The sequence below is a fragment of the Acidobacteriota bacterium genome, assembly GCA_035471785.1.
GTDB lineage: Bacteria > Acidobacteriota > UBA6911 > RPQK01 > DATIPO01 > JANQFM01.
Genome location: DATIPQ010000036.1, coordinates 1 through 22,053, shown reverse-complemented (window position 1 = coordinate 22,053; position 22,053 = coordinate 1). Strand labels below are relative to the sequence as shown.

14 protein-coding genes are annotated in these 22,053 nt (G+C 61.4%); 10 read left to right on the top strand and 4 right to left on the bottom strand.

Annotated features, from left to right (window positions below):
* Positions 1-10 precede the first annotated feature (10 nt).
* A complete protein-coding gene (locus VLU25_05665) occupies positions 11-1,879 on the bottom strand; it encodes a hypothetical protein (GenBank protein HSR67410.1) in 1,869 nt (622 codons plus the stop codon).
* 1,003 nt (positions 1,880-2,882) lie between these two features.
* On the opposite strand from VLU25_05665, the gene VLU25_05660 reads away from it, so the two are divergent.
* The 5 genes from VLU25_05660 to VLU25_05640 are packed head-to-tail and all read left to right on the top strand — an operon-like array spanning position 2,883 to position 7,347.
* A complete protein-coding gene (locus tag VLU25_05660; GenBank protein HSR67409.1) occupies positions 2,883-3,686 on the top strand; it encodes a succinate dehydrogenase in 804 nt (267 codons plus the stop codon).
* Positions 3,687-5,510: a fumarate reductase/succinate dehydrogenase flavoprotein subunit gene (locus tag VLU25_05655; GenBank protein ID HSR67408.1), complete on the top strand. Its 1,824-nt coding sequence runs from the start codon at positions 3,687-3,689 to the stop codon at positions 5,508-5,510.
* A complete protein-coding gene (locus VLU25_05650) occupies positions 5,510-6,247 on the top strand; it encodes a succinate dehydrogenase/fumarate reductase iron-sulfur subunit (GenBank protein HSR67407.1) in 738 nt (245 codons plus the stop codon). The genes VLU25_05655 and VLU25_05650 overlap by 1 nt, the downstream gene beginning before the upstream one ends.
* A gap of 44 nt (positions 6,248-6,291) precedes the next feature.
* A complete protein-coding gene (locus VLU25_05645; GenBank protein ID HSR67406.1) occupies positions 6,292-6,798 on the top strand; it encodes a hypothetical protein in 507 nt (168 codons plus the stop codon).
* A gap of 30 nt (positions 6,799-6,828) precedes the next feature.
* Positions 6,829-7,347 (top strand): dihydrofolate reductase family protein, encoded by a 519-nt coding sequence (locus VLU25_05640; GenBank protein ID HSR67405.1) that lies wholly within the window; start codon positions 6,829-6,831, stop codon positions 7,345-7,347.
* Here VLU25_05640 and VLU25_05635 read toward each other — a convergent pair.
* Positions 7,326-10,415, bottom strand: coding sequence for a hypothetical protein (locus VLU25_05635; GenBank protein HSR67404.1), 3,090 nt, complete (start codon positions 10,413-10,415; stop codon positions 7,326-7,328). The genes VLU25_05640 and VLU25_05635 overlap by 22 nt on opposite strands.
* Before the next feature lie 167 nt (positions 10,416-10,582).
* Here VLU25_05635 and VLU25_05630 point away from each other — a divergent pair, with 167 nt between their 5' ends.
* The 5 genes from VLU25_05630 to VLU25_05610 all read left to right on the top strand — a co-directional run bounded on the left by VLU25_05630 (position 10,583) and on the right by VLU25_05610 (position 18,845).
* Positions 10,583-10,954, top strand: coding sequence for a VOC family protein (locus VLU25_05630; GenBank protein HSR67403.1), 372 nt, complete (start codon positions 10,583-10,585; stop codon positions 10,952-10,954).
* 155 nt (positions 10,955-11,109) lie between these two features.
* Positions 11,110-11,901, top strand: a complete 792-nt coding sequence (locus VLU25_05625) for a hypothetical protein (protein ID HSR67402.1) — start codon at positions 11,110-11,112, stop codon at positions 11,899-11,901.
* A 105-nt stretch (positions 11,902-12,006) separates the two neighbouring features.
* A complete protein-coding gene (locus VLU25_05620) occupies positions 12,007-13,512 on the top strand; it encodes a tetratricopeptide repeat protein (GenBank protein ID HSR67401.1) in 1,506 nt (501 codons plus the stop codon).
* A gap of 9 nt (positions 13,513-13,521) precedes the next feature.
* Positions 13,522-15,921 (top strand): choice-of-anchor Q domain-containing protein, encoded by a 2,400-nt coding sequence (locus tag VLU25_05615; GenBank protein ID HSR67400.1) that lies wholly within the window; start codon positions 13,522-13,524, stop codon positions 15,919-15,921.
* A gap of 5 nt (positions 15,922-15,926) precedes the next feature.
* Positions 15,927-18,845 (top strand): TIR domain-containing protein, encoded by a 2,919-nt coding sequence (locus tag VLU25_05610; protein HSR67399.1) that lies wholly within the window; start codon positions 15,927-15,929, stop codon positions 18,843-18,845.
* A 36-nt stretch (positions 18,846-18,881) separates the two neighbouring features.
* Here VLU25_05610 and VLU25_05605 read toward each other — a convergent pair whose 3' ends face one another.
* Positions 18,882-20,432: a YifB family Mg chelatase-like AAA ATPase gene (locus tag VLU25_05605; protein HSR67398.1), complete on the bottom strand. Its 1,551-nt coding sequence runs from the start codon at positions 20,430-20,432 to the stop codon at positions 18,882-18,884.
* 105 nt (positions 20,433-20,537) lie between these two features.
* A complete protein-coding gene (locus VLU25_05600; GenBank protein ID HSR67397.1) occupies positions 20,538-21,929 on the bottom strand; it encodes an FAD-binding oxidoreductase in 1,392 nt (463 codons plus the stop codon).
* Positions 21,930-22,053: the final 124 nt, after the last annotated feature.

Below are 22,053 nucleotides of genomic sequence, written 5' to 3'. Positions count from 1 at the left end.
GCCATCTAATTCATCGTCCTGATCCCCTTTTTGGCAGAATCTCGACGTCCGGCATGATAAGCGTTCCGGCTGGTCGCTGGCGCAGAACGGCCCAGTAGAGGTTGTCGACAGGCGTGGAGGCCATGCTGCGCGGCTGCGCCGAAATTTGGGTGTATTGGAAGGCAAGGCTCTCGGTTTCTTCCGATAGACCGCTGATCTTGAAGTCGCCGACATCGATCTCGCCTCCGGCCGAGGAAGTCGAGCGGAGGAACAAGACATTCCAGAGAACGCTGCTGACTAGCTGCGGCAAGAGGACGCAATCTTCTCCCGAACAGGCTTCGGGATCGAATCGCAGAGTCGCTCTCCGCACCTCGCCGGATACCAGGTCTACCGCCGAGGTTACAGGCTGACCTGTTTCAGGGTCAGCGACTACGCGGAGTTGATTGAGGCTTGCCTGGGAGGCGCCTTCCGAATACCTTTCCCGTCCGCCGAAAACGACAGCTTGGTCGAATTCATCCAGCACGGGGAGGCGCAGTTGCGGCAATTCGAACCAAACCCACATCAGGAACGCACGCCGAACGGCTTCGATTCGCTCCCGCACGTCGGCGGGAGTCTCTGGTCCGAAGGCCGAACCATCGAAGCGGAAGTCGAATTGCCTGGTGGGCTTGATCACCACGCCGTCCAAACCGACATTTACCCTCAGCGTCGACTGCAGTGTCTGGCTCAGCCATTCGACATTGACTCGCCCCACGTTGGTCAGGTTAAGGCTGAGCCGCGACGACGGAAAGGTCACAGTTTGCTCCAGTGGGCAGAAACCATCGGCCTCGACGCGGAGGACCCAGTCCCCCGCCTCCAGCGGGCCGATCAGAAACTTCCCGTCGGGCGAAATAGGGCCGCTTTGCACTCCTGAGTTGCCTCGTAGGGCGACAGCTGTCTTCCCGGATTCTCCGGCGACCGGTGTCAAGGTCATCGTTCCGGTCCTCACCATCGCATCCTGCAGATCCTCCTCATCGCGCCCCAGGAAATCTTCCACCTGGCCGAAGGCATAAGGGACTTTGAGGAGGTTTGGTGAGATCGACGGGGCGGTCGCCAGTTCGATTCCATTCTGGCGCAAAGCGACGACGGAAATGTCGCGAGGGGCCAAAACGGCAACGAATCCGTCAAGCTCTTGGATTCGTGCCAAAATCTCAGCATCGGAATCCTCAAAGAACTCAGGAAGGAAAAAGGCTCTTTGTTCGAAGGCGGACAGCTCGCCTTGACGGGCCGCGATTTCTTCCCCGTCCTCGTCAAGAGCGATGATCCAGAACAAAACGGTGTCACCACTTGGATTAGCAAAGGCCAAGCCGGTGTTGCGGGTCCCCCGGTTGTCAACAGAGACGAAGTTGCCTTCTGAGGAGGACACTACAGGAACGGGGACGGAGGTGAGCAGAGCATCGTCCGAAGGTCGGATGAAATCAAACTGAAGCAGTCCGTTGACTTCCCCTGACTCTTGTTCAATCTCTATCCAGAACACTTGAAGTGATCCTGTCAGGCTTTCCAAGACCCAACGTTGCCTGACGGGCCCTTGGAAGAAGTCGAACTCGTAGGCAATTTCCGAGCTCGTGGCGGGTGGTTGATTCTCGGTGACGATGCGCAGAGATAGAGGCGTCCCGTCTTGTTGTCGTAGCTTCAAGGTTCCTGACGCCGAGGTCGAGCCGCGTTTCACCTGCGAAAGAGCCGGATTCCCTTCAGTGACCAAACTGAGCTCGACTTCGATCCTGCTCTCGAGGTCTCCTGCAGATCCGACCACAGCATGCGGAAAGGCTCTGCTGGAACTCTGCGCCAGTAGTTGCGCTGAGCTGCCGCATAGAAACAGGGTCAATAAGACTATCGCGCGGGTAGCTGTTCTGGATTCCATCATCGACCTGCCCTTCCTACAAACGACATCCCAGTCCCCGGGTCGGCAAGCGATTCGAGTGACCGCCGTGACATTATTGTGGCGGAACCGACGCACACAAAAAAGTGCAAGAACCGCCCCAACATTGCCAGTAATTACGACTCCCTAACTGACTGTTGACCAGACCTGCGGAATCAGTGAAGGCAAGTCTAGCACCCGAGTCTAAAGGCCGCAATAGTAACTAAGGCTATCTTAAGTTGAGCAGGGCTGAAGGGGGTAAGTGTTAGAAGTTTGATGGGTGGAACAAGAATTATACCGGGACTTAACCCACAGTTATCCCCGTCCAATGGACATCGACAACCGCAGAGCTGACGCTGATGAATTCTGTTTTGGCCTACTCCATCCGCAGCGCCCTCACGGGATCGATGCGGGTGGTGCGGCGGGCCGGCATCCATGCTGAGAGCGCCCCTGCCAAAACGACCGCCGCTGCCGACCCGGGCATAGGTCTACGGGCCGGTGGGCTGCACCTTGGAAAAGCAGTTGACCCAGGAAGCGGGTGGCGCCCAGAGCCGGCAGCAGTCCGATCTCGCGGCGGCGCTGGGAGACCGAACGTTCGCTTCCGGACGGCCCAGACCGCCACCAACCGTCCCTCCTCGCCGTATCCCAGCGGACTCAACAACACCCCTTCGATGACGCTGAAAGATGGCGGTGTTGGCGCCGATGGCGACGGCCAAGGTCGGGATCACGGCCAGAGCAGGGCCGGGTGTGGAGAAGAGGGAACGAAACGCCGCTTTGAGCTTGCTCCGGGAACCTACTCCAGCCGCTCCAGGGGCACAAATCGCGCCGCCATCGGATTCCCCGATTCACCCCCCAAGTCGGGGTGAATTCGCCATCCTGCACCTCGCCCCGGAGCCGTCCGTTGACACGGCCCTCATTTTTTCCGTCGGACTCCTTGATCATCGCCTGCTCAGCCGTTACCATTCTCGCTGCTAATCCTTTTGCAGAACTGTTTTGGGAGACAAAGCCTATGGCCATCGATTCCAAGGCGATGCCGCGGCGCAGCGGCTTCGGTCAGACCATGCGGCGCGACTTGTGGTGGGTGCAGCCGTTGGTGGTCTTCACGGGACTTTCCGCCTTCATCGTCTATTCGACCTGGGCGGCCTTCCAGGGCGAGCACTACCATTACGGGCCCTACCTCTCCCCCTTCTATTCGCCGGAGCTGCTCGGCGGTTCCCCCCATAGCTGGCTGGGAGCCAAGCCCGGCTGGTGGCCGCTGTGGCTGCCTTTTTCGCCGGCTTTTCTGATTCTGTGGGCGCCGGGGGGATTCAGGTTGACCTGCTATTACTATCGCGGCGCTTACTACAAGGCCTTTTGGGCCGACCCGCCTTCCTGCGGGGTGGGCGAACCGCGGAAGGGCTATCGGGGCGAAAAGTCCTTCCCGCTCATTCTTCAGAACGTGCACCGCTATTTTCTTTACTTAGCGCTGGTCTTTTTGCTGATCCTTTCCCACGACGTCTGGAAGGCGCTCTGGTTCCAGGGTGCCGACGGAGAGGTCTCCTTCGGGATCGGCGTGGGGACGTTGGTGCTGGCCCTCAACGTCGTGCTGCTGGGCGGATATACCCTGGGCTGCCATTCCCTGCGCCACCTGGTGGGCGGCTATCGGGACCGCCTTTCCAAATCTCCGGCCCAATTCGCCTCTTACCGCTGCGTGAGCTGCCTCAACCGGCGCCACATGCTGTGGGCCTGGATGAGTCTTTTTTGGGTGGCCTTCTCTGACGTCTACGTGCGCGCCTGCTCGATGGGATACCTGACGGACTGGAGAATTCTTTAAATGGCGCTACCACGCATCCATGAATACGACGTCCTGGTGATCGGAGCGGGAGGCGCCGGGCTGCGCTGCGCCATCGAAGCCTCGGCGGCGGGAGTGTCGGTGGCGGTGGTGAGCAAATCGCTGCTGGGGAAAGCTCACACCGTCATGGCAGAGGGAGGAATCGCCGCGGCCCTGGGGACGGTGGACGACCGCGACGGCTGGAAGGTCCATTTCGCCGACACCATGAGGGGCGGGCAATACCTCAACGACTGGCGCATGGCACAGCTCCACGCCCAGGAGGCTCCCGACTGCGTGCGCGAGCTTGAAGCCTGGGGGGCCCTCTTCGACCGCACGCCCGACGGACGCATCCTGCAACGCAACTTCGGCGGGCACAAGTACCCGCGGCTGGCCCATGTGGGCGACCGCACCGGCCTGGAGATGCTGCGCACCCTTCAGGATCACGGCATCCATCAGGGCATCGACTTCTTCATGGAGCATACCGTCACCGACCTGCTCAAAGAGGACGGCCGCATGGCGGGCGCTTTCGGCTACGACCGCGAGAAGGGGCGCTTCTTCCTCATCAAGGCTCCGGCCATCGTGCTGGCCACGGGAGGCATCGGCAAGGCCTATGAGGTGACCAGCAACAGCTGGGAATACACCGGCGACGGCCACTCGCTGGCCTACCACGCCGGGGCCGAACTGATCGACATGGAGTTCGTGCAGTTCCATCCCACCGGAATGGTGTGGCCTCCCAGCGTCAAGGGCATTCTGGTGACCGAGGGCGTGCGGGGCGAAGGAGGTATCCTGGTCAACAGCGAAGGGCGCCGCTTCATGTTCGACGACATTCCCGAACTCTACCGCGATCAGACCGCCGACAACCCCGAGGAAGGCTGGCGCTACACCCAGGGCGACAAGCGGGCCCGCCGTCCGCCCGAGTTGCTGACCCGCGACCACGTGGCCCGCTGCATCGTGCGTGAAATCAGGCAAGGCCGCGGATCGCCCCACGGAGGCGTCTTCCTGGACATCGCCTGGATCAAGGAGAAGAAATCCGACGCCGAGGCTCACATCAAGCGCAAGCTTCCGGGCATGTACCACCAGTTCGCAGCATTGGCCGATATCGACATCACCAAAGAACCCATGGAGGTAGGCCCCACCACTCACTACATGATGGGCGGCGTGAGGGTCGACGCCGAGTCCCAGATGTCGAGCGTCCCTGGGCTCTTCGCCGTGGGTGAATGCGGGTCGGGCCTCCACGGGGCCAACCGCCTGGGCGGCAATTCGCTCTCAGATCTGCTGGTATTCGGCAAAAGGGCGGGAAGTCACGCCGCCCGCTTCGCCAAGGAGCATCCGACGGTGGGCAAGATCGGCGGGGCGGAAGTCGAGGAGTGTTCACGACGCCGGCTCAGGCCCTTCGAAAGCAAGAACTCGGCCCAGGAGACCGGTCCCTTTCAGATTCAGGTCGAACTGCAGAAGTGCATGCAATCACTGGTAGGAATCGTCCGCCGCGAGGAGGAAATGGAGGAGGCCTTAGAAAAGATCGCGGAACTCCGGGATAGGATGGAGCATGTCACGGTCACGGGCAACCGCGAGTTCAATCCAGGCTGGCACACGGCGCTCGACCTGGAGAATCTGCTCACGGTGTCCGAGGCCATTGCCCGTTCCGCCCTGGGACGCAGAGAAAGCCGCGGCGCCCACTTCCGGATCGACTATCAGGAGAAGGATCCCGACTTGAGCCGCAACATCACGGTGGTGCGCAAGGGGGCCGGCGGCCAGATGGAGGTCGCTCACACCGAGATCGAGGAGATGCCCGAAGAACTCAAGAGAATCATAGAGGAGATGGGCTGATGGCAGAGATGAAGTTCCGCATCTGGCGGGGTACGTCCGAGAGCGGCGCCTTCCAGGAATACTCGGCCGAGGTATCCGAGGGCATGGTGGTTCTCGACGCCCTGCGGCGGATACAGGCTCGACAAGCGCCTGATCTGGCCATCCGCTGGAACTGCAAGGCGGGCCGCTGCGGCTCCTGTTCGGCCGAGGTCAACGGCCGTCCCCGGCTGACCTGCATGACGCGTCTGAACTCTCTGCCCCCCGGCGAGACGGTGGTGGTTGAACCCGTTAAGGCCTTTCCGCTGATCAAGGACCTGGTCACTGATGTTTCCTGGAACTACGAGGTCAAAAAGAAGATCAAGAAGTTCAAACCCCGGCCGCCCCAGGCCGACGGAACCTGGCGCATGCGCCAGCAAGACATCGACCGGGTGCAGGAGTTCCGCAAGTGCATCGAGTGCTTTCTCTGCCAGGACGTCTGCCACGTGCTGCGCGAACACCGGCTCCACGATCAGTTCATCGGCCCCCGTCTTTTGATCTACGTAGCCGGTCTGGAAATGCATCCGCTGGACGAAGAGGACCGCCTCGAGGAATTGAAGAAGACTCAGGGCGTGGGTTTGTGCAACATCACCAAGTGCTGCACCAAGGTCTGTCCCGAAGAGATTACGATTACCGACAACGCCATCATTCCGCTCAAGGAAAGGGTCGCCGACCGTTTCTTCGATCCCATCCGGGCCCTGTTCCGGCTCTTCAGGTCCTGAGCGCCGGCTGCCGTTCGGCGGACTGCAGTTTGGAGGTATCAGGCATGGATTTCGAACTTAAGAAGCTTTCCCCCAAGGCCGTCCCCAAGGCGTTCGAGAAGGCTCAACGCTATCGTCTGCTCAATCAGCCCGCTCAGGCCGAGAGCATCGCCCGCGACATCCTGCGCATCGAGCCCGACCATCAGGAGGCCCTCGTCCTCTTGCTGCTGGCCCTGACCGACCAATTCGAAACCTCGTCTTTGACCGACCGTTTCAAACGCGCCGAGGAAGTCGTCTCGCGGCTCAGCGACGAGTACCGGGCCCGCTACTATCAGGGCATCATTTACGAGCGGCGGGCGCTGGCCCAACTGCGCAAAGATCATCTGCCCGCCTCGCTCAGCGGCGTCTACCATTGGCTGCGCCGGGCCATGGACGAGTTCGAAGCGGCCGAAAAGATGCGTCCCGAAGGCAATGACGAAGCTTTGCTCAGGTGGAACAGTTGCGCCCGCATCATCCGCGACTGCAACCTGGAAGCCGAAGAAGAGGACAGCTTCCGTCCGCTGCTCGAGTAGGCGTCACGGGCGGCCGCTACAATAGCGGCGATGAGAACCGTCAAGTACTTCGTGGCCATGAGTCTGGATGCCTACCTGGCCGATCCCGAGGGCGGGGTCGACTGGCTCTTCGGCGATCAGGACTACGGGATGACCGAGTTCTATTCCACCGTCGATACGGTGCTCTTGGGACGCAAGACCTACGAGTTCGGCCTCAGCCATGGAATGCGCAAGTACAAGGGCATGGACAACTACGTTTTTTCCAGCACTCTCGACCCTCAGGACTACCCCGAAGTCACGGTCACTTCAGAACATCCCGCACAGGCGGTAGGACGTTTGAAGGAAGAGGACGGCAAAGCCATCTGGCTGGTGGGAGGAGGACAACTGGCGCAGCCTCTCTTCCGGGCCGGACTCATCGACGAAGTCAGCGTAGCCGTCCACCCCATCTTGCTGGGACGGGGCATCCCGCTGCTGCCGGACAGCGACCGCCACATCCGCCTTCACCTGCAAGACATCACCCGCTACGACACAGGACTGGTCACGCTCAGCTACTCGGTCACCAGACGCTGATGCAGCAGCAGGTCGTCTTCCGTGAGGTCGGGATCGTCCTCGGGGAAGTTGAGGGGCGGGAAGGGGGAAACGCTGTCCTTCACCAGTCGCAGGTCGAGCAAGGCTTTCAAGTCGGACTCACCACCTCCTGAGAGGACTTGGGCGGCCTCCACCAAGAGCATCGATCCCATGGGCCTCAAGGCTCCGTCCACGTAGATGTTGGACACGTCTTCATTGAAGGCCTCGGTAATGTTCTTGCCGAAGATGGTCAAAGCTTTGACTGCCGCTTGAGGTTTGGAGGTTGCCTGTTGGCGGAACCGGCCGATCTCCTGAGCCGCCTTGATAGCGCCCTTGACCAGTTGCGACTCGCTCAGGAAGAGGCTCTTCAGGACCTTGTTCCCTTCGTCATCCCCGGCGAACTGGAAGATCTTGCTGATATTGCCCCCCGTGGGCTCATAAAAGCCGACTTTGCCGTCTTTGCCTGCCGCCTTCAAATCGTCGCAGGCCCCCTTGAGCTTGCTCTTCAAGCGGGACTGGGAACCGGGATTCTTCAAGACTTGCATGCGCAGTCCGCGGTCGGGCCAGTTCCAATACCAGCCGTGTTCGGGCTCGGCCACGGGCAGCGAGGCCGCGTAAAGCAGCAGCACCTGTGCCGTGGTGAGATTATCGTAGCGGTCAGGGTCCTGGAAGTAGTAATGTAGCACCAAGTCGCGGAAGGAAAACTGAAGGTGTTGTGACAGTTTCTTGTAGAGCTGATCGTTGGGATCTCGAGGGGCCTTCCACCAGGCGTCCAGGAGTTCCTGCCCGGCTGTGACCTGCATAGAGAGAATTACGGCGGCCTTTTTCGAACCGGCGGCTGACTCCACCAACTTGACCCAGTCGGCCAGCGGCATCGGGTCGTCTCCGCCAGGGTTGAGGTTGTCTCCGAAGTAGTTGCCGGCGTAGGACTTGAGCTGAGATTGAAGTCGATCCAGCGGCATGCGGGCGGCTTGTTCAAACCCGTAAGAATAGTTGGCTTCCGTCCTGGAAAAGACCCTGATGCCAGGCTGGCCCGGTCGCGCCGGATACTTCAACCCCACCATCAATTGACTGTCGCGGACGGAACGGCCCTTGGAAATAGAAAGCACCCTGTTCTTGGCCTTGAGGTCATAAAGCAGCAGGCGGCCTCCGTCGTCGGAGACGGTGAGACCGCCCATCGACTCGGTGAATTTGCTGGTGCTGCCACTCCAGAAGGGAAGACTGATCTCGACATGACTTTCTTTGGAGATGCTGTGGGTCAGTTCTCCCACGCTCAGCTTGACTCCGGAAACTTCCTTGATCAGTACCAGGTCGAGATCGCCGTCGACCAGCCGGCTCAGTACTTCAGCCACTTTGGCGTCCTGCTCCTTTGAGCCCGAAAAATCGAATGCGACGTCGATGAGGGCCGTGGAGCTGGTGGTCTTCTGAAAGGTTGCGCTGAGCGAGAACTCGTAGGAACGCCTGGCGGCCGCCAAAGCTTTTTCGTAGAATTCCTGACGCTTGGAGATGACCAGGTTGATGGCCTTGCGGACCTCTTCCACGTCCTCGAAGTCGAAGGTCCGGTCCAGAAAGTCCGACAGCTTGGCTTTCAGCCAGGAGTCGATCTCTTTGAAGCTGGTTTCGTCGATTTTCTCTTGGATTACGCTCAGCTTGAGACGTTCGTTGATGGTCTGAACGGCTTTCGTCAGGAGGTCCTCCAAAACGGAGCCGTCCAGTACGGCCAGCGTCTTTTGGGCCAGCGACCGGACTTCCCTCAGGCCGTTCTTTTCGAGCAGTCCGATGAGCCGGGCGCCGGCGGCCTCGGCCGCCCGATCCAGCCATTCGTCCACCAGGGCGCTTCCGAAGTCGATCCTGGAGATTTGATCCTTGATGAGCTGGGAGAGCTGTGCATCATCAAAGCCGGCAATCTTCTTGAGGACGTCCCTGAGCGGATTCAGGTCGACCTTGCTGTCAACCCACTGCAAGATCTTGGCAGACAGCTCTCCGGGCAGGTTGTTCCATTTGTCAAACAAGTCGAGCAGCCGCTGCCGAGCCTGCTCGAAAGCCGTTTCGGGGTCGATTCCGGTGATTTCTCCAACCGCCTCCACTGCGAAATCGCCGATTTTCTCGGCCAGCAGTTGGGCCGTGGAAATGTCGGGATTGGTCCACTCCTCGATGTCCTGGATGACTTGAAGGGCCTGCACGCCGAAAATGGCCTTGACCAGGTCATCTACCCTGTCGGGCAGGGGGGTCTCAGCTTTGACGGTGGCCGCCAGACTGAGGGCGAAGTTGATGCCTTTTTGCGACTGCTTAAAGAGCCGAAAGCGAACCTCTTCGGCCTCCGTCTCGCGGCTGACGACCACGGCGTAGCGGCCGGAGGCGCTGAAACCCAGACTGACCGAAGCGCCGACCTGCAGGCGCAAGCCGATATCGCCCGTCAGCCCCGCCAGCTTAGCCTCGCGTATCCAGTTGAACTTGTAGCCGAGAGTAGCGCCTAATTGAACTCCCACTTTTCCGCCCACTTCCGTGATCAGCCAACTTCCGGGTGCCAGATCGCTGGCCTTCGCCACTTGGCGGGGCAGCCGCCAGTTGTCGGCGGTCTTCTGAACCGCGGTGAGTCCCCCGGTATCGTCCGGAAATCGCTGAATGACGGCGAAGAGGCCATCGGCGTCAGCTTGTGCGCCGAAAGAGGCTGAGAATCCGGTGGCCAGGGCCATTGATCCGTTGGCTTTGGCTTGGGCGTTGAAGCCGGCCTTGATGACCGCGTAGTAGCTGTTGGCCTCAGCCTCGAGGTTGAGGGCAGGAGAAACGTTCGCGTTGAGATCGATGGCGGATAGGATTCTGGCCGGATCGGGATAGAGTCCCAGTTGGGCGAAGACGCCGGCGGTTGCGCCGAAGGTGACGCTGCCGGCGCCGTTTTTAAAGGACACCGACTGCTCGCCTGCATCCAGCTTGAGGTTAAAGTCGCCCAATTCGACAGGTCCCCGGGGTGGCTGGTTCTTGGCGAACTCGACCAACTCGCTCCGGCTGGCGGCTTGCACAGAAGCCGAAAAGGGGCCATGTGTTCCTTCAAAAGTAATCTCATCGCTCATGAATAATGACTCCAGGATCTCGCCTTGGGAATCGGGACACCTTGCCGCAAGAAGGCACAAGTTCCTTTACGCAGGCCATAGTCGTAGGTGAAACTAACGGACTTGACTTGTACTCTAGCCCCTCAAGTCGAGGTTTGCAAGAGTAGCGCGTTGAGAGCGAGGCAATTATGGAACTGGGAGCTTTTTCCGTCAGCCTGGCCGTGAAAGATATCGAGGCTTCTAAGGCGTTTTACGAAAAGTTGGGCTTTGCAGTCTTCGCCGGAGACCCATCGCAGAATTGGCTGATCATGAAGAACGGCGAACACGCCATCGGGCTCTTTCAGGGCATGTTCGAGAAGAACATTCTCACATTCAACCCGGGCTGGAACAGCGAAGCCCAGCCGCTGGAAGAATTCACCGATGTTCGGGACCTTCAGCGCCAGTTAAAGGAGCGCGGCGTAGAGATGGCGACAGAAGCGGACGAGAACTCCACCGGCCCGGCGAGCTTCGTGATTGTCGATCCAGACGGAAATCCCATTCTCGTCGATCAACACGTCTAGGCCGCCGGCAGCGGAAGTTTCTGTCCGAGGTGCCGTCAGAAGCAGAATGGAGGTGGAGTCACTCACTTAAATGAGGTATTCGAACGGCTTGCGACGTTATGAATAATATCGCCTAACTTTTCTTAACTCATTGGCTCAGTCCAGGGAAGAGCGAGATGAAGACGCAGACACTGTGTAAAGTGAGCTATCTGCTGCAATGGGTGCTGCTATTGAAGGCGGCCTGCGTTTTTCTCGCGGCTCAGGATGAGGTAGGCAATGCCAGGCTTGCGGTACGTGGTCCGCGATGTGAGCGAGATGGGGAAGAGACAGTACTTCGGGTCCCCGATGCTGTCCACAGCAGCGACACACTAAAGACAGGACCCAGCGCCAAGCTGATGGTGAGGCTCAACGATGGATGTAGTCTTTCCCTTTCCAACGGGGCGACGTTACCGCTCGAAACCGTCGACCAAGCACGCTTGGAGGAGGGCGCAATCCAGGTCAATTCGCAGGGTGGCAGATGCACTCTGTGGGCAGGGGAAAATCGCGCGGAGACATTCTTCAGCAGCTTCATCGTGGCCTGCGGACGGCCTTGGAACACTTTCGACGATCAGTGCCTCTATGTCGGAGTCCACGGCGTCACGCGTGTCTTCGCCGTGGCTTTGCAGCCCGACGCCGTCCCATTGCGGGCCCGTTATTACACTCGCATCAGAGGGAGAGAGAGACCTGATCCGAATCCGCCTGGACGGATCGACGAGAGCCTCTATTTAAGACTGGTGGATGCGACCCGCATCATAGGTACGGGAAGCCCGCTCGACCGGCTCGATCTGAACGCCGCCTTTCCGGCCTGGGGCGATTCCTTCTTTCTCACCCGCCCGCCCGGCGTCAATCTCCAGGATCAGGTCTGGGATCAGCCGCGGCCACGCGAACTGCCCCCGCCTCCAGACCCGCCTGAACCTCCCCGGAGGTGAGCCGTGAAGAGAGCAACTCTCGTGCTTTTGTCGATACTCTTGGGCGCCTGGACGCTGTCCGCTCGACCCCAAGAGGACTCCGCCGACAGGTCCGAAGAGCGCTCGATGCAGGCTTACTGGGAGGGGCTGGACTATTTTCAGCAGGCCATCGCCAGCCAGGACCCGAGCCAGGCCCGCCGATTGTTCAGCCGGGCCCTGGAGTTTTTCCGCCGGGGCGCCGCTGAATCGCACCCCTTCGACTTGGCGGTCTACTACACGGGCTTGACCCTGGCCAGGCTGGGACGGTTGGAAGAGGCCATTCCCTATCTGCGCCAGACGATCCGCGACTTCGAGGAGGCCCCGGTCCGACGTTTGGGCCTTAGCCGGGCCTACGCCGACTTGGGAACCGCGCTGTGCCTGAGCGGTCGTGGCGCTGAGGCACTGGAGACTTTCGCGCTGGCACGCTCCGGGGACCGGGATTCTGCCCTGCTTCATCTGCAGGGGGGGATATGCCATTATCGACTCAAGCGATTCGACGATGCCGTGGCTTACTTAGAGAGGGCTGCTCAGTTGGATTCTGAGATCCGACTTCGAGCCAGGTACCACATCGGTTTGGCCTATCTTGGGCTGGAACGCGAGGAAGAAGCCCTGCAGACCTTCCGCACCGTCGTCAGCGAGGCACCAGAGTCTGAGACGGCTGTCCGAGCCCGTGGTCTCATCGCCAGTCTGGAAGGCCTCGGTTCCGGAGCGGCTCCAAAGGCCGGCAAGTTGTGGCAACTGCGGTTCTCAGCGGGAACCCAATACGACTCCAACGTCCTCCTCCAGCCTGAAGAAAGCCCTGTCTTCCGCAGGCCCACCGATGAGGCGGACGTTCGCCTGGTGGTGACGGCGGGCGGGGGTCTTGAATTGTGGAACGGCGAGGCCGGATACCTGCGCGCACAATACGACTTCCTCTACACTCGCCACTCCGACTTGGAGGATTTCAATCTTCAGTCCCACCGTCCCCGCCTGCAAGCCGCCTGGCGGGCGGGAAGAGGCTTTCGCCTGGGAGTGGAGGGAGGAGCGCCCTTCTACAGGTTGGGCGGCCAAGACTACCTGCGTCAAATCTACCTCAAGCCCTTCGCAGCCTTCTTCCTGGGTTCCTCGGGCTACGTCGAAGCCTTCTATCAGTACACCGACCAGGATTTCCGAATCGACTTCTTCGATCCCCAGCGCGACGGCCGCAGCCAGGAGGCCGGCGGACGCTACTTTTGGCTGCTCGACGGGTTTCAGAGGCATCTCTATTTCGGGTACAAGTACATTGAGGACAATCCCGAGAGGGTCTCCGGCAACGATTTCCAGTACTCCGGCCATCAGTTCGAATTGGGCTGCCGCTTCCCGCTAGCCGGGCGTTCCAGCCTCGATATCGGCTACGCCTTCCGTCACCAAGATTATCCCTTCCCCATCAACCTCGACCCCCTTGGGCGCATTCGCCAGGACGACAGCCACCAGATCCAGTTCACCTTTCGGCGTCCTCTTAACGATTACCTGCGGCTTCAGGCGGATTATCTGGGACAGTTCAACAACTCGACGATCGAGGCCTTCGAATACCGTCGCAATATCGCCTCGATCGCCATCCATTTCGACTTTTGAGGTGCACTTATGCCTCGAATAATCCGACCTCTCTGCTTCCTGACCGCGGCCTTCATCGCTCTTTGGGCCGGACCGCTCGAAGCGGCTGAATTCAGGGTCACCATGACCGCCGACAGGAACGCTGGCCCTTGCCTGCCTGCCTCCTGCTCGCTGCGCGAAGCCGTGCTGTCTGCCAATGCCAACCCAGGGCCCGATGAAATCCTCTTGACCTCCGGCAGGAGCTACCTCCTGACCCTTCAAGGCGGCGGCGAGAACCAAGGACTCGTGGGAGACCTCGACATCACCGACTCGGTGACCATACGCGCCGAGGGCACGCTCCCGGCTTTGATTTCGGCTGAGGGCCTCGGCGACCGGGTGATCGATATCCGCATCAGCGATCTTCAAGCGGCGGTGATCCGACTCAAGCGCCTGGTGATCCAGGGCGGGGAGGCCGGGTCTGAGGAGGGAGGCGGCATCCGTGTTGAAGCGTTGCCGGGCCTTTCCTTTCCCCTCGTTGAATTGAAGGTTAGCGACAGCGAGGTGACACGCAATGTCGCCGGACGAGGAGGGGGCCTGGCGGCCGTGGGCGCCTCGGTGATGGTGAGCAACAGCGTCTTCAGGGACAATGAGGCCCTGGCTGGCTGCGGTCTTGCGGAAGGTTGTTCGGGGGGTGCTGTCAGCTTGCGGAATCCTGCGGGCAAGGTGAGCCAAATCAGCTCCAGCTCCTTCCTCGACAACCAGGCCGCCGAGGCGGGGGGCGCCTTCGCCCTCATCAATGCATCCTTGGACCTGAGGAACGCGACTATCCACGGCAATCACGCCGAGATTGGTGGCGGCGCCTTCGAGTTGATCGCCACAGTGACTCAGGTCATCTCTCTCAACCATTGCACCGTTGTCGACAACACATCGGCCGGAGGCGGGTTGGCTGAACGAGGGTTGCCCGACAACCAGTCCCGGGTCGAGTTCTCCAACTCGTTGTTCTTCGCCAACAGTCCGCGGGTCTGTCCCGGCCCGCGTCTGGTAACGCTGGGCGGCAATCTGATTTCGCCCCAATGCCAATCCAGCCATCCAGATGACGTGATGAGCGACCAGCCCCGGCTGGGCCCCCTGCAGAACAACGATTCGATTGAGGGTGCGGCTCTGACAATGGCCCTGATGCCCGGAAGCCCCGCCATCGATCAGGCCCAAAGCAGCTCTTGCTCTCGCCTCGACCAGCGTGGAGGGAGACGCGGGATTGACGGCGATCCGGACCGGAATACCTTGGGCGAGTGCGACATCGGCGCCTACGAAGCTCCCCCTTTTCAGCCGGCAACGTTCACACTTTCCCAGCCGGCCGCCTTTCAACTGGCCGATCCGGTGGCGGGCTACCGGATGGTGGGCAGTCCCCTGGCAGGCGTGGGTCCGGCTTCCTTCTTGAGCCGGTTGATTGGTCAAGAGCCGGGCCCCTCGACTTGGCTTCTCTTTCGATACGACACCGCCCAAGCCCGTTACCGTCCCTGGGCCGAAGACGATCCCTTCTTCGACTTCGATCCCGGCCGAGGTTTCTGGCTGATCGTGGGCGGAGGACTGCCATCGTCCAGCGTGGAGGGCATCGTCAACGATGCCTCGGGAGCACCTTATTTTCTCCCCCTGCAGCGCGACGCAGGCTGGCAGCAGATCTCCAGCCCCTTTCAGTTCGAACTCGAGTGGGGCTGCATCGCCCAGCGGCTGCCGCCAGGCGCCTCCTCCCAGTTGCTGGGCTTCGGACCCAGCGGACAAGCCCCAGAGGCCGTTGGACTGGAACCCGAAGCAAGCATGCGTCCCGCTCGGGGATACTGGTTCTTCTTGACTCAGGAGCACCTGGAAGCCCAACTGTTCCAGGGTGGCTTTGGCCCCAGCGACGGCGACCCCTTCATCGAGATCCCGCCTTTGTGCGGCATGCTTCCCGCTCAATCCCTGATGCCCAAAGGCAGGGTGGCGCGGCCGTCCGCACGCCCGCGGGGATGGCTTCTTCGCCTCTCGGCGGTCTCCGGCAGTTTGGCCGACGACCACAACATTCTGGGGGTCGATTCGGCCGCTGAGGATGGACTGGACCCCCTGGACCAGCGGGAGGCGCCCTCCATTCACGGTCTCACGCTCTACTTCCCGCAGCCGGAGTGGAGCGCTCAATGGCCGCGTTTCTCCGCCGACGTCCGCGGCCTTGAGAGAAGACCGTCCGGCTTCAGCGGGCGCCAATGGATGTTCGAGGTGCGGACGCCTCCATCAGCCCAAAGCGTAGAACTGAGCTGGAGCCTCAGCGGCCTGGCCCCGGAGCGGCTCCTGCTTTGGGACGAATTCGCCGGCCGCTGGAGCGACATGCTGGAACTCAACCGGTACAGTTTCGCCGCCGGCCCCCAAAATCCTCGCCGCTTCTGGGTCTTCCAGCCCGCGCCTGCCGCACCAAGGAGGTGACCGCCGTGCCCGAGACAAGCGACCCGACGGTAAAAGAGCCTTCGGCTGGTTCCGACGTAGCAGAGCCCGATCTCTTCATCTGTTACGCGCGGGAGCAGAAACCGTTCGTCAAGGCCCTATGCAAACGGCTTGAGGCTGACTACGGAATCTGGGTGGATTGGAAGGACATCAAGCCTTCCCGAGAGTGGTTGAGGGAAATCTTCAATGCCATCGAAGAGGCACCCGCCTTCATCTGCGTCCTCTCGCCCGACTCTGCCGCCTCGGAGGTGGTGCCTATGGAGATGGAGCATGCTGTCAAGAATGAGAAGCGCATCATTCCTCTGGTGCGCGTAAAGCCCGAGGCCGACGATCCTGTAGAAGCCTGGCCTGCCAAGATTCACGACTTGAACTGGATCTTCGCCACTGAGCAGGACGAGTTTGAGAAGGCCTTCGGGGAGCTGCTGACGGCCATCGAAAGCGACTGGGATTGGCTTGAGGCACACAATCACTTCCGCAATGAGGCACTGAAATGGAAACGGGCCAAGCGGCGGCGCGGCATGCTGATCAGCGACAAGGTCGAATTGAAGGCCGGAGAGACGTTTCTCGCCCGCCCCAGTCCCCAGCACGAAAGTCCAACTCCTCTTGAGCGCGAATTCATCAAGGAGAGTCGCAAGTGGTACCGGCGCAAGAGGATCTTGCTGGCCTCCGCCTCGGTCCTGGTCTTGGTCGGGACGCTGCTGGCTCTGGGACAGATCTGGCTGGTCCGCCAGGGAGAGCGCATCGAGGCGCTCTTGACCGAGGCCGCGAAACCGGAACAACCTCAAAGCGCCAAGGCCCTCTGGGCGGCTGAAGCCGTCAGGAGTTCCCTGGCATTAGATAACATGTACGGCAGAGCCGTTTGGCCCTTTTTCCCCCAATCGAAGACCGTTCGAGCCCAGAAGGCTCTGCTCCAGGTCTTGCCCTTGATTCCCGAGCAACTGGCCGAAGCCAGGCTTGAAGAGAAGTTGATTGGGGGTGCCGTGCATCCCCTGAAGAAGCGCATGGGGGCATTCGGCGGCCAGCGGCTGCTGGTTTGGGATTGGGACAGCGGCAACCCGCCGCGGGAGGTGCCTCTGTCCGGTCATCTTGCAGAGTCCGACGACATTTCGTGGGCGGTCTTTCACCCCCGGGGGAAGTTGCTGGCCGTCCTGACTCAGGGGGGCGAGACCTTTCCCATCGATATCGATAGCGATACCCCGCAGGTCGGAGAGCCCCTCCATCATGAGGTGGGCCCCGAGAAGCTTTCCATGGTAGAGACCTCGGGCGAGGTCGTTCTGGCGGCAACTGGCTATGACGGCGTGGAAGAGTGGCGGGAGCGCGACGGGCGATTCGAGAAGGTCAGGACCAAGGCCCACTGTTATGCCGAGGATGAAATTGGGCCCGACAGGGTGGCCTTGAGTCCCGATGGCCGTCACATGGCGGTATCCGTCCTCCTGGAGGATGGACTCAGCTCTCGGGTTTACCTGCTGGAGCGCGGCGCGGACCAGCCCTTGCAACTGCTCCTCCCCAGGGAAGGCCTCATTCAGGTCCTCGCTTATTCACAGGACGGCGACCTTCTCGCCATCGGCGGACTGTCGGGGGTCAAGGTGGTTGAGGTCAGGGGAAGAGCCAGCGGCAGCATTTGGGAGCATCAGTTCATCCAGGGAGCACCAGATCCGATTAGAAAGGATGTGCTCATGACCGACCCTGGTGACGTGGTTTCGGCCGACTTCAGCCCCGACGGCAGCCTGGTGGCCTTGGGGCTTTCCAACTTCAACGCCGAGGTTTGGGACTTTCGGTCCAACCAGCCGGTATTGCGTATCGATCATCCAGGAATCGTCCACACGGTGGCCTTTCAAGATGCCGGCAACCTGGCCACCATCAGCCAGCCTGGGCAGCTCGCCGATCCAAGCCTGATGGCTTCCTGGAGTCCGCTTGGGAGCGGGGAGCGGAGCCGTTACACGCATGACGTCAGCATCGGCGCCATGGCCTACAGCGGGGACGGAGGCCGGCTTGTCCTCTGCGGTCGAAGCTCCCAGGCCAGCCTGTGGAACTCAAGGGAGGGTTCCGGGCGGCTTCTCATCTCGTCGGGCCAGGCCAACCAGATCCTGGATTGCTCCGTCAGCCCCGACGGCGAGAGGGTCTTGCTCTCAACGGCTGGGGGAGCCGTTTTGTGGACTGGCCAGGACACGGTTGCAACGCTTATTCCAGGGCCTGGGTTCAGCCGCGCGGCCTGGGGTCGCGGAGGACGACTGGCCCTCGGGGTCAACCAGAGTCCTCCCAAGGTTTTCTTGGGACAGTCAGCCGCGGCTGACTCGTTTCGCGAATTGCCTATCGAAGGGCCGGAACCGATCCGGTCCCTCGTTTTCAGTCCCGATTCGGAGCAGTTGGTCTTGGCCCGTGGAAGCCGGATCGAGTTGTGGTCGTCACTCGCTGATCAGCCCCTCTTGCAATCGCAGCGCAGTTACGACAAGCCGGTCGCCGATATCGCCTTCGGTCCCCGAGGCCGGTGGCTCGCCTTGGCCGTGGACAGCCGCATCCGGATCTGGGCTCCCGCGACGGAAGAAGAGAGGCAGCTTGAAGCGGGAGGCATCGTCAAGGACCTTGCTTTCGATCGCGACGGACTGTATCTAGCTGGCGCGGTTGCTTTCAGCGCGAAGGTGTGGCAGTGGCGCCAAGGGCGCTTGATCGCGGAGATCGAAAACGATGGTAGGGTCGCTCAAGTCGCTTTCCACCCCGGATCCAGGGAGCGTCTCTTGACCGTAGCCTCCAAGCAAACCGCGCGCAGCGTTCTCTGGCATCCTCAAGACCTGCTCGACGAGGCTTGCCGCCGCTCGGTCCAAAAGCGACTCAACGGCACCCCGTCGGCTGAAATCGACCCCTCCCAGCTCTCTCCGACTTGTCCAGCCTCTGATCATGGCAACTGAAGAGTCCGGGTTTCAGCATCACGTCTGCATGCCTTGTCAGCCGGGGTCGGTCCAGTCGTGGCGGTCGAGGGTTCGGTATTGGATGGCTTCGGAGATGTGGGTGGCGGAGAGGATGTCGGAGGCTTCCAGGTCGGCGATGGTCCGGGCCACTTTGAGGACGCGGTCGTAGGTGCGGGCCGAGAAGCCGAGTCGCTCGATGGCCTGGCGCAGGCGGTTTTGGGCTCTGAGGGTGAGTCCGCATAGCGATTCCAGTTCGCGGGGGCCCATCTGGGCGTTGCAGTAGACGCCCTCGCGCTTGAAGCGCTCGAGTTGAAGGCGGCGCGACTCGCGCACCCGGGCGGCGATGTTTTTGGACGGCTCGCCGTCAGGCTTGGCGGTCAGCTCCCGGTAAGGCACTTCGGCCACTTCGATATGCAGGTCGATGCGGTCCATCAGCGGACCCGAGATCTTGCTGCGGTAGCGGTGGATCTGGGGCGGCGTGCAGGCGCACTGCTTGACGGCGCTGCCGTGATAGCCGCAGGGGCAGGGGTTCATGGCCGCCGCCAGCATAAAGCGGGAAGGGAATGTGAGGGTGCGGGCGGCGCGGCTGATGGTGACCTCGCCGTCCTCCAGCGGCTGGCGCAGGACTTCCAGCACGTGACGCTGAAACTCGGGCAGCTCGTCCAGGAAGAGGACGCCGTTGTGAGCCAGCGACACCTCGCCCGGACGCGGGACGGCTCCGCCGCCCACCAGTCCGGCGAAGGAGATGGTGTGGTGGGGCGCCCGGAAGGGACGCTCGACCAGGAATCGGCGCCGAGAGCTGAGCAGTCCGGTGACCGAGTGAATAGCGGTGGTCTCCAGCGCTTCCGTGAAGCTCATGCGGGGCAGGATGGAAGGGATGCGTTTGGCCAGCATGGTTTTGCCCGAGCCGGGCGGGCCGATCATGAGGATGTTGTGGCCGCCGGCGCAGGCCACCTCCAGAGCCCGCTTGGCCGACTGCTGGCCCTTGACCTCAGCGAAGTCAGGACGGTAAAGGCCGGGCGGGTTGGTCAGGTCCTGCTTGCGGACCTGCACGGGCTTGTCGCTGACGGGGTCGTTCTCGAGCATCTTGCAGACCTGGGGCAGCGTCTCGGCACAGAAGACCTCGATGCCGTCCACCACGGCGGCTTCCTCGGAACTGCCCGGCGGAAGCAGCAGCCGCTTGACTCCGGCCTTCTGGGCGCTCAGCGCCACCGGCAAAGCGCCCTTGATGGGACGCACCTTGCCGTCCAGCGACAACTCGCCCAGGATGAGCCAGCCGCGCAGGGATCGTGGAGGCAGGGCGTCGCTCATTCCCAGCAGGGCCAAGGCGATGGGCAGGTCGTAGCAGCTTCCCTCCTTCTTGAAATCGGCCGGCGCCAGATTGACGGTGATGGTCCCCGAGCTGGGATAGTAGAGTCCGCAGTTGCGGATGGCCGCCCGCACCCGCTCGCCGCTTTCGCGGATGGCCGTGTCGGGAAGGCCCACCACGTGGTAGCGGGGCTTGGCGCTGACGGAATAGTCGACTTCGACGTCGATCAACTGCGCCTGGATGCCCTCCACATAAGCGCTCTGAATCTTGAGCAGCATCGTCCTCCTTTCAATCCGCCGCCTTGACGGACCTACTGATAAGAACGCGCCACCCCCCCGGTTGAGCGACGAAGAAAAGGAAAACAGCGCTTGAGGGTTGGTCTGCTACGTGATTCGCTTGGGCGGGACGTTGTGGTTGAATCGAAAGAGGTTGCCGGGGTCGAATCGTGCCTTGAGTCGCGACAGCTTCGGGTAGCTGCTTCCATAAGCTTCGGGAATGCGCTCGGATTCGTCCGGGCTGAGCAGATTGACGTAGACGCCGCCTCGGGCGTGTGGAGCCATGGCCTGATGAAAGTCCCGCGTCCAGGCCATGTTCGCGTCGTCGCGCTCAGGAGACGCCCATCCGGTCAGGACGTGAAAAGAGTAGGCGGCGTCCCTGTGAGAGAATGAGGTCTCGGAAGGATCGACCCGGGCCACCGCACCTCCCAGCGGCTCGAAGTAGACCATGGTGAACTCCCCGTGCAGGTCTCGCGCATGGCTGAGTGCGGTCTCGATAGCCTCGTCCGACAGTCCGTCCAGGTAATGAGCCTTGGAATACCAGCGGTTGCCCTTGGCAGCTCCCGCGTCGAACATCGTTTGAGCCTCCACATAGCTGCGGACACCCACATCGTCGAGGATGGGCTTGGACACGGTCCGTAGCGGTCTGATGATCTCCTCGCCATGGGACGGCGGCCCGCTGTAGACCGTCACCAGGTCGAGCGCCGGGTGGCCATGGAGGTCCTCTGGAAAGACGTCGAGGGGAGGGATGGGAACGATGAAGGCATAGCACTGGAGCTCGTCAGGCGCCTGGGCCATGAAGCGACTGTAGGAGGGCAGAACTTGGGCCGCGTCCTCCAGCGCATAGATCGTCTGTCCGGCCAGCACCTCTGGGCCTACCTCATGAAGACGGAACTGGAAAGCCGTGACGACTCCAAAATTGCCGCTTCCTCCTCGCACAGCCCAGAACAGGTCAGAGTGCTCATCTTGGTCGGCCTTACGGAGCTTCCCATCGGCGGTGACGATCTCGACCGAGAGCAGGTTGTCGAGTCCGAGCCCGAAACGGCGGGTCAAGTGGCCCGTGCCTCCGCCCAGGGCATAGCCGGCCACCCCTACCGTCGACACGGTTCCGCCGGTTGTCGCCAAGCCGTAAGCCTGAGTGGCCTGATCGACGGCGCCCCAGGTGGCGCCACCCCCGACCGACACCACCCTCCGGTCGGGATACACCTTGACTGCGGTCAGGTGCGAGAGGTCGATCACCAATCCGCCCTCGCAGACCGAATGGCCTGAGAAATCGTGTCCGCCGCCCCGGACGGCTGCCGGGATGCCGTTTTTCCTTGCCCAATCGACTGCCGACTGCACATCGGTAGCATTAGCGCAACGGGCGATTGCCGCGGGGCGGCGGTCGAGCCTGGCATTCCAGATACGGCGGGCACCTTCGTATCCGGGATCCCCGGCAGTGAGCAGCTCGCCCTGCAGCGAGGTGCGAAGCTGTCCGAGCTTTGCCTCGTCAAGGTGCATCGATGTCTAACCCCTTCCGTCTCGAGCAAGTCGATGTTTCAATGGATTTCCGCAACATCCTACTCTAGAACCAAAGGACCGTGCAGTGTTATCCGGAAGAGGGCAGGACGGCTCCCTTGCAAAA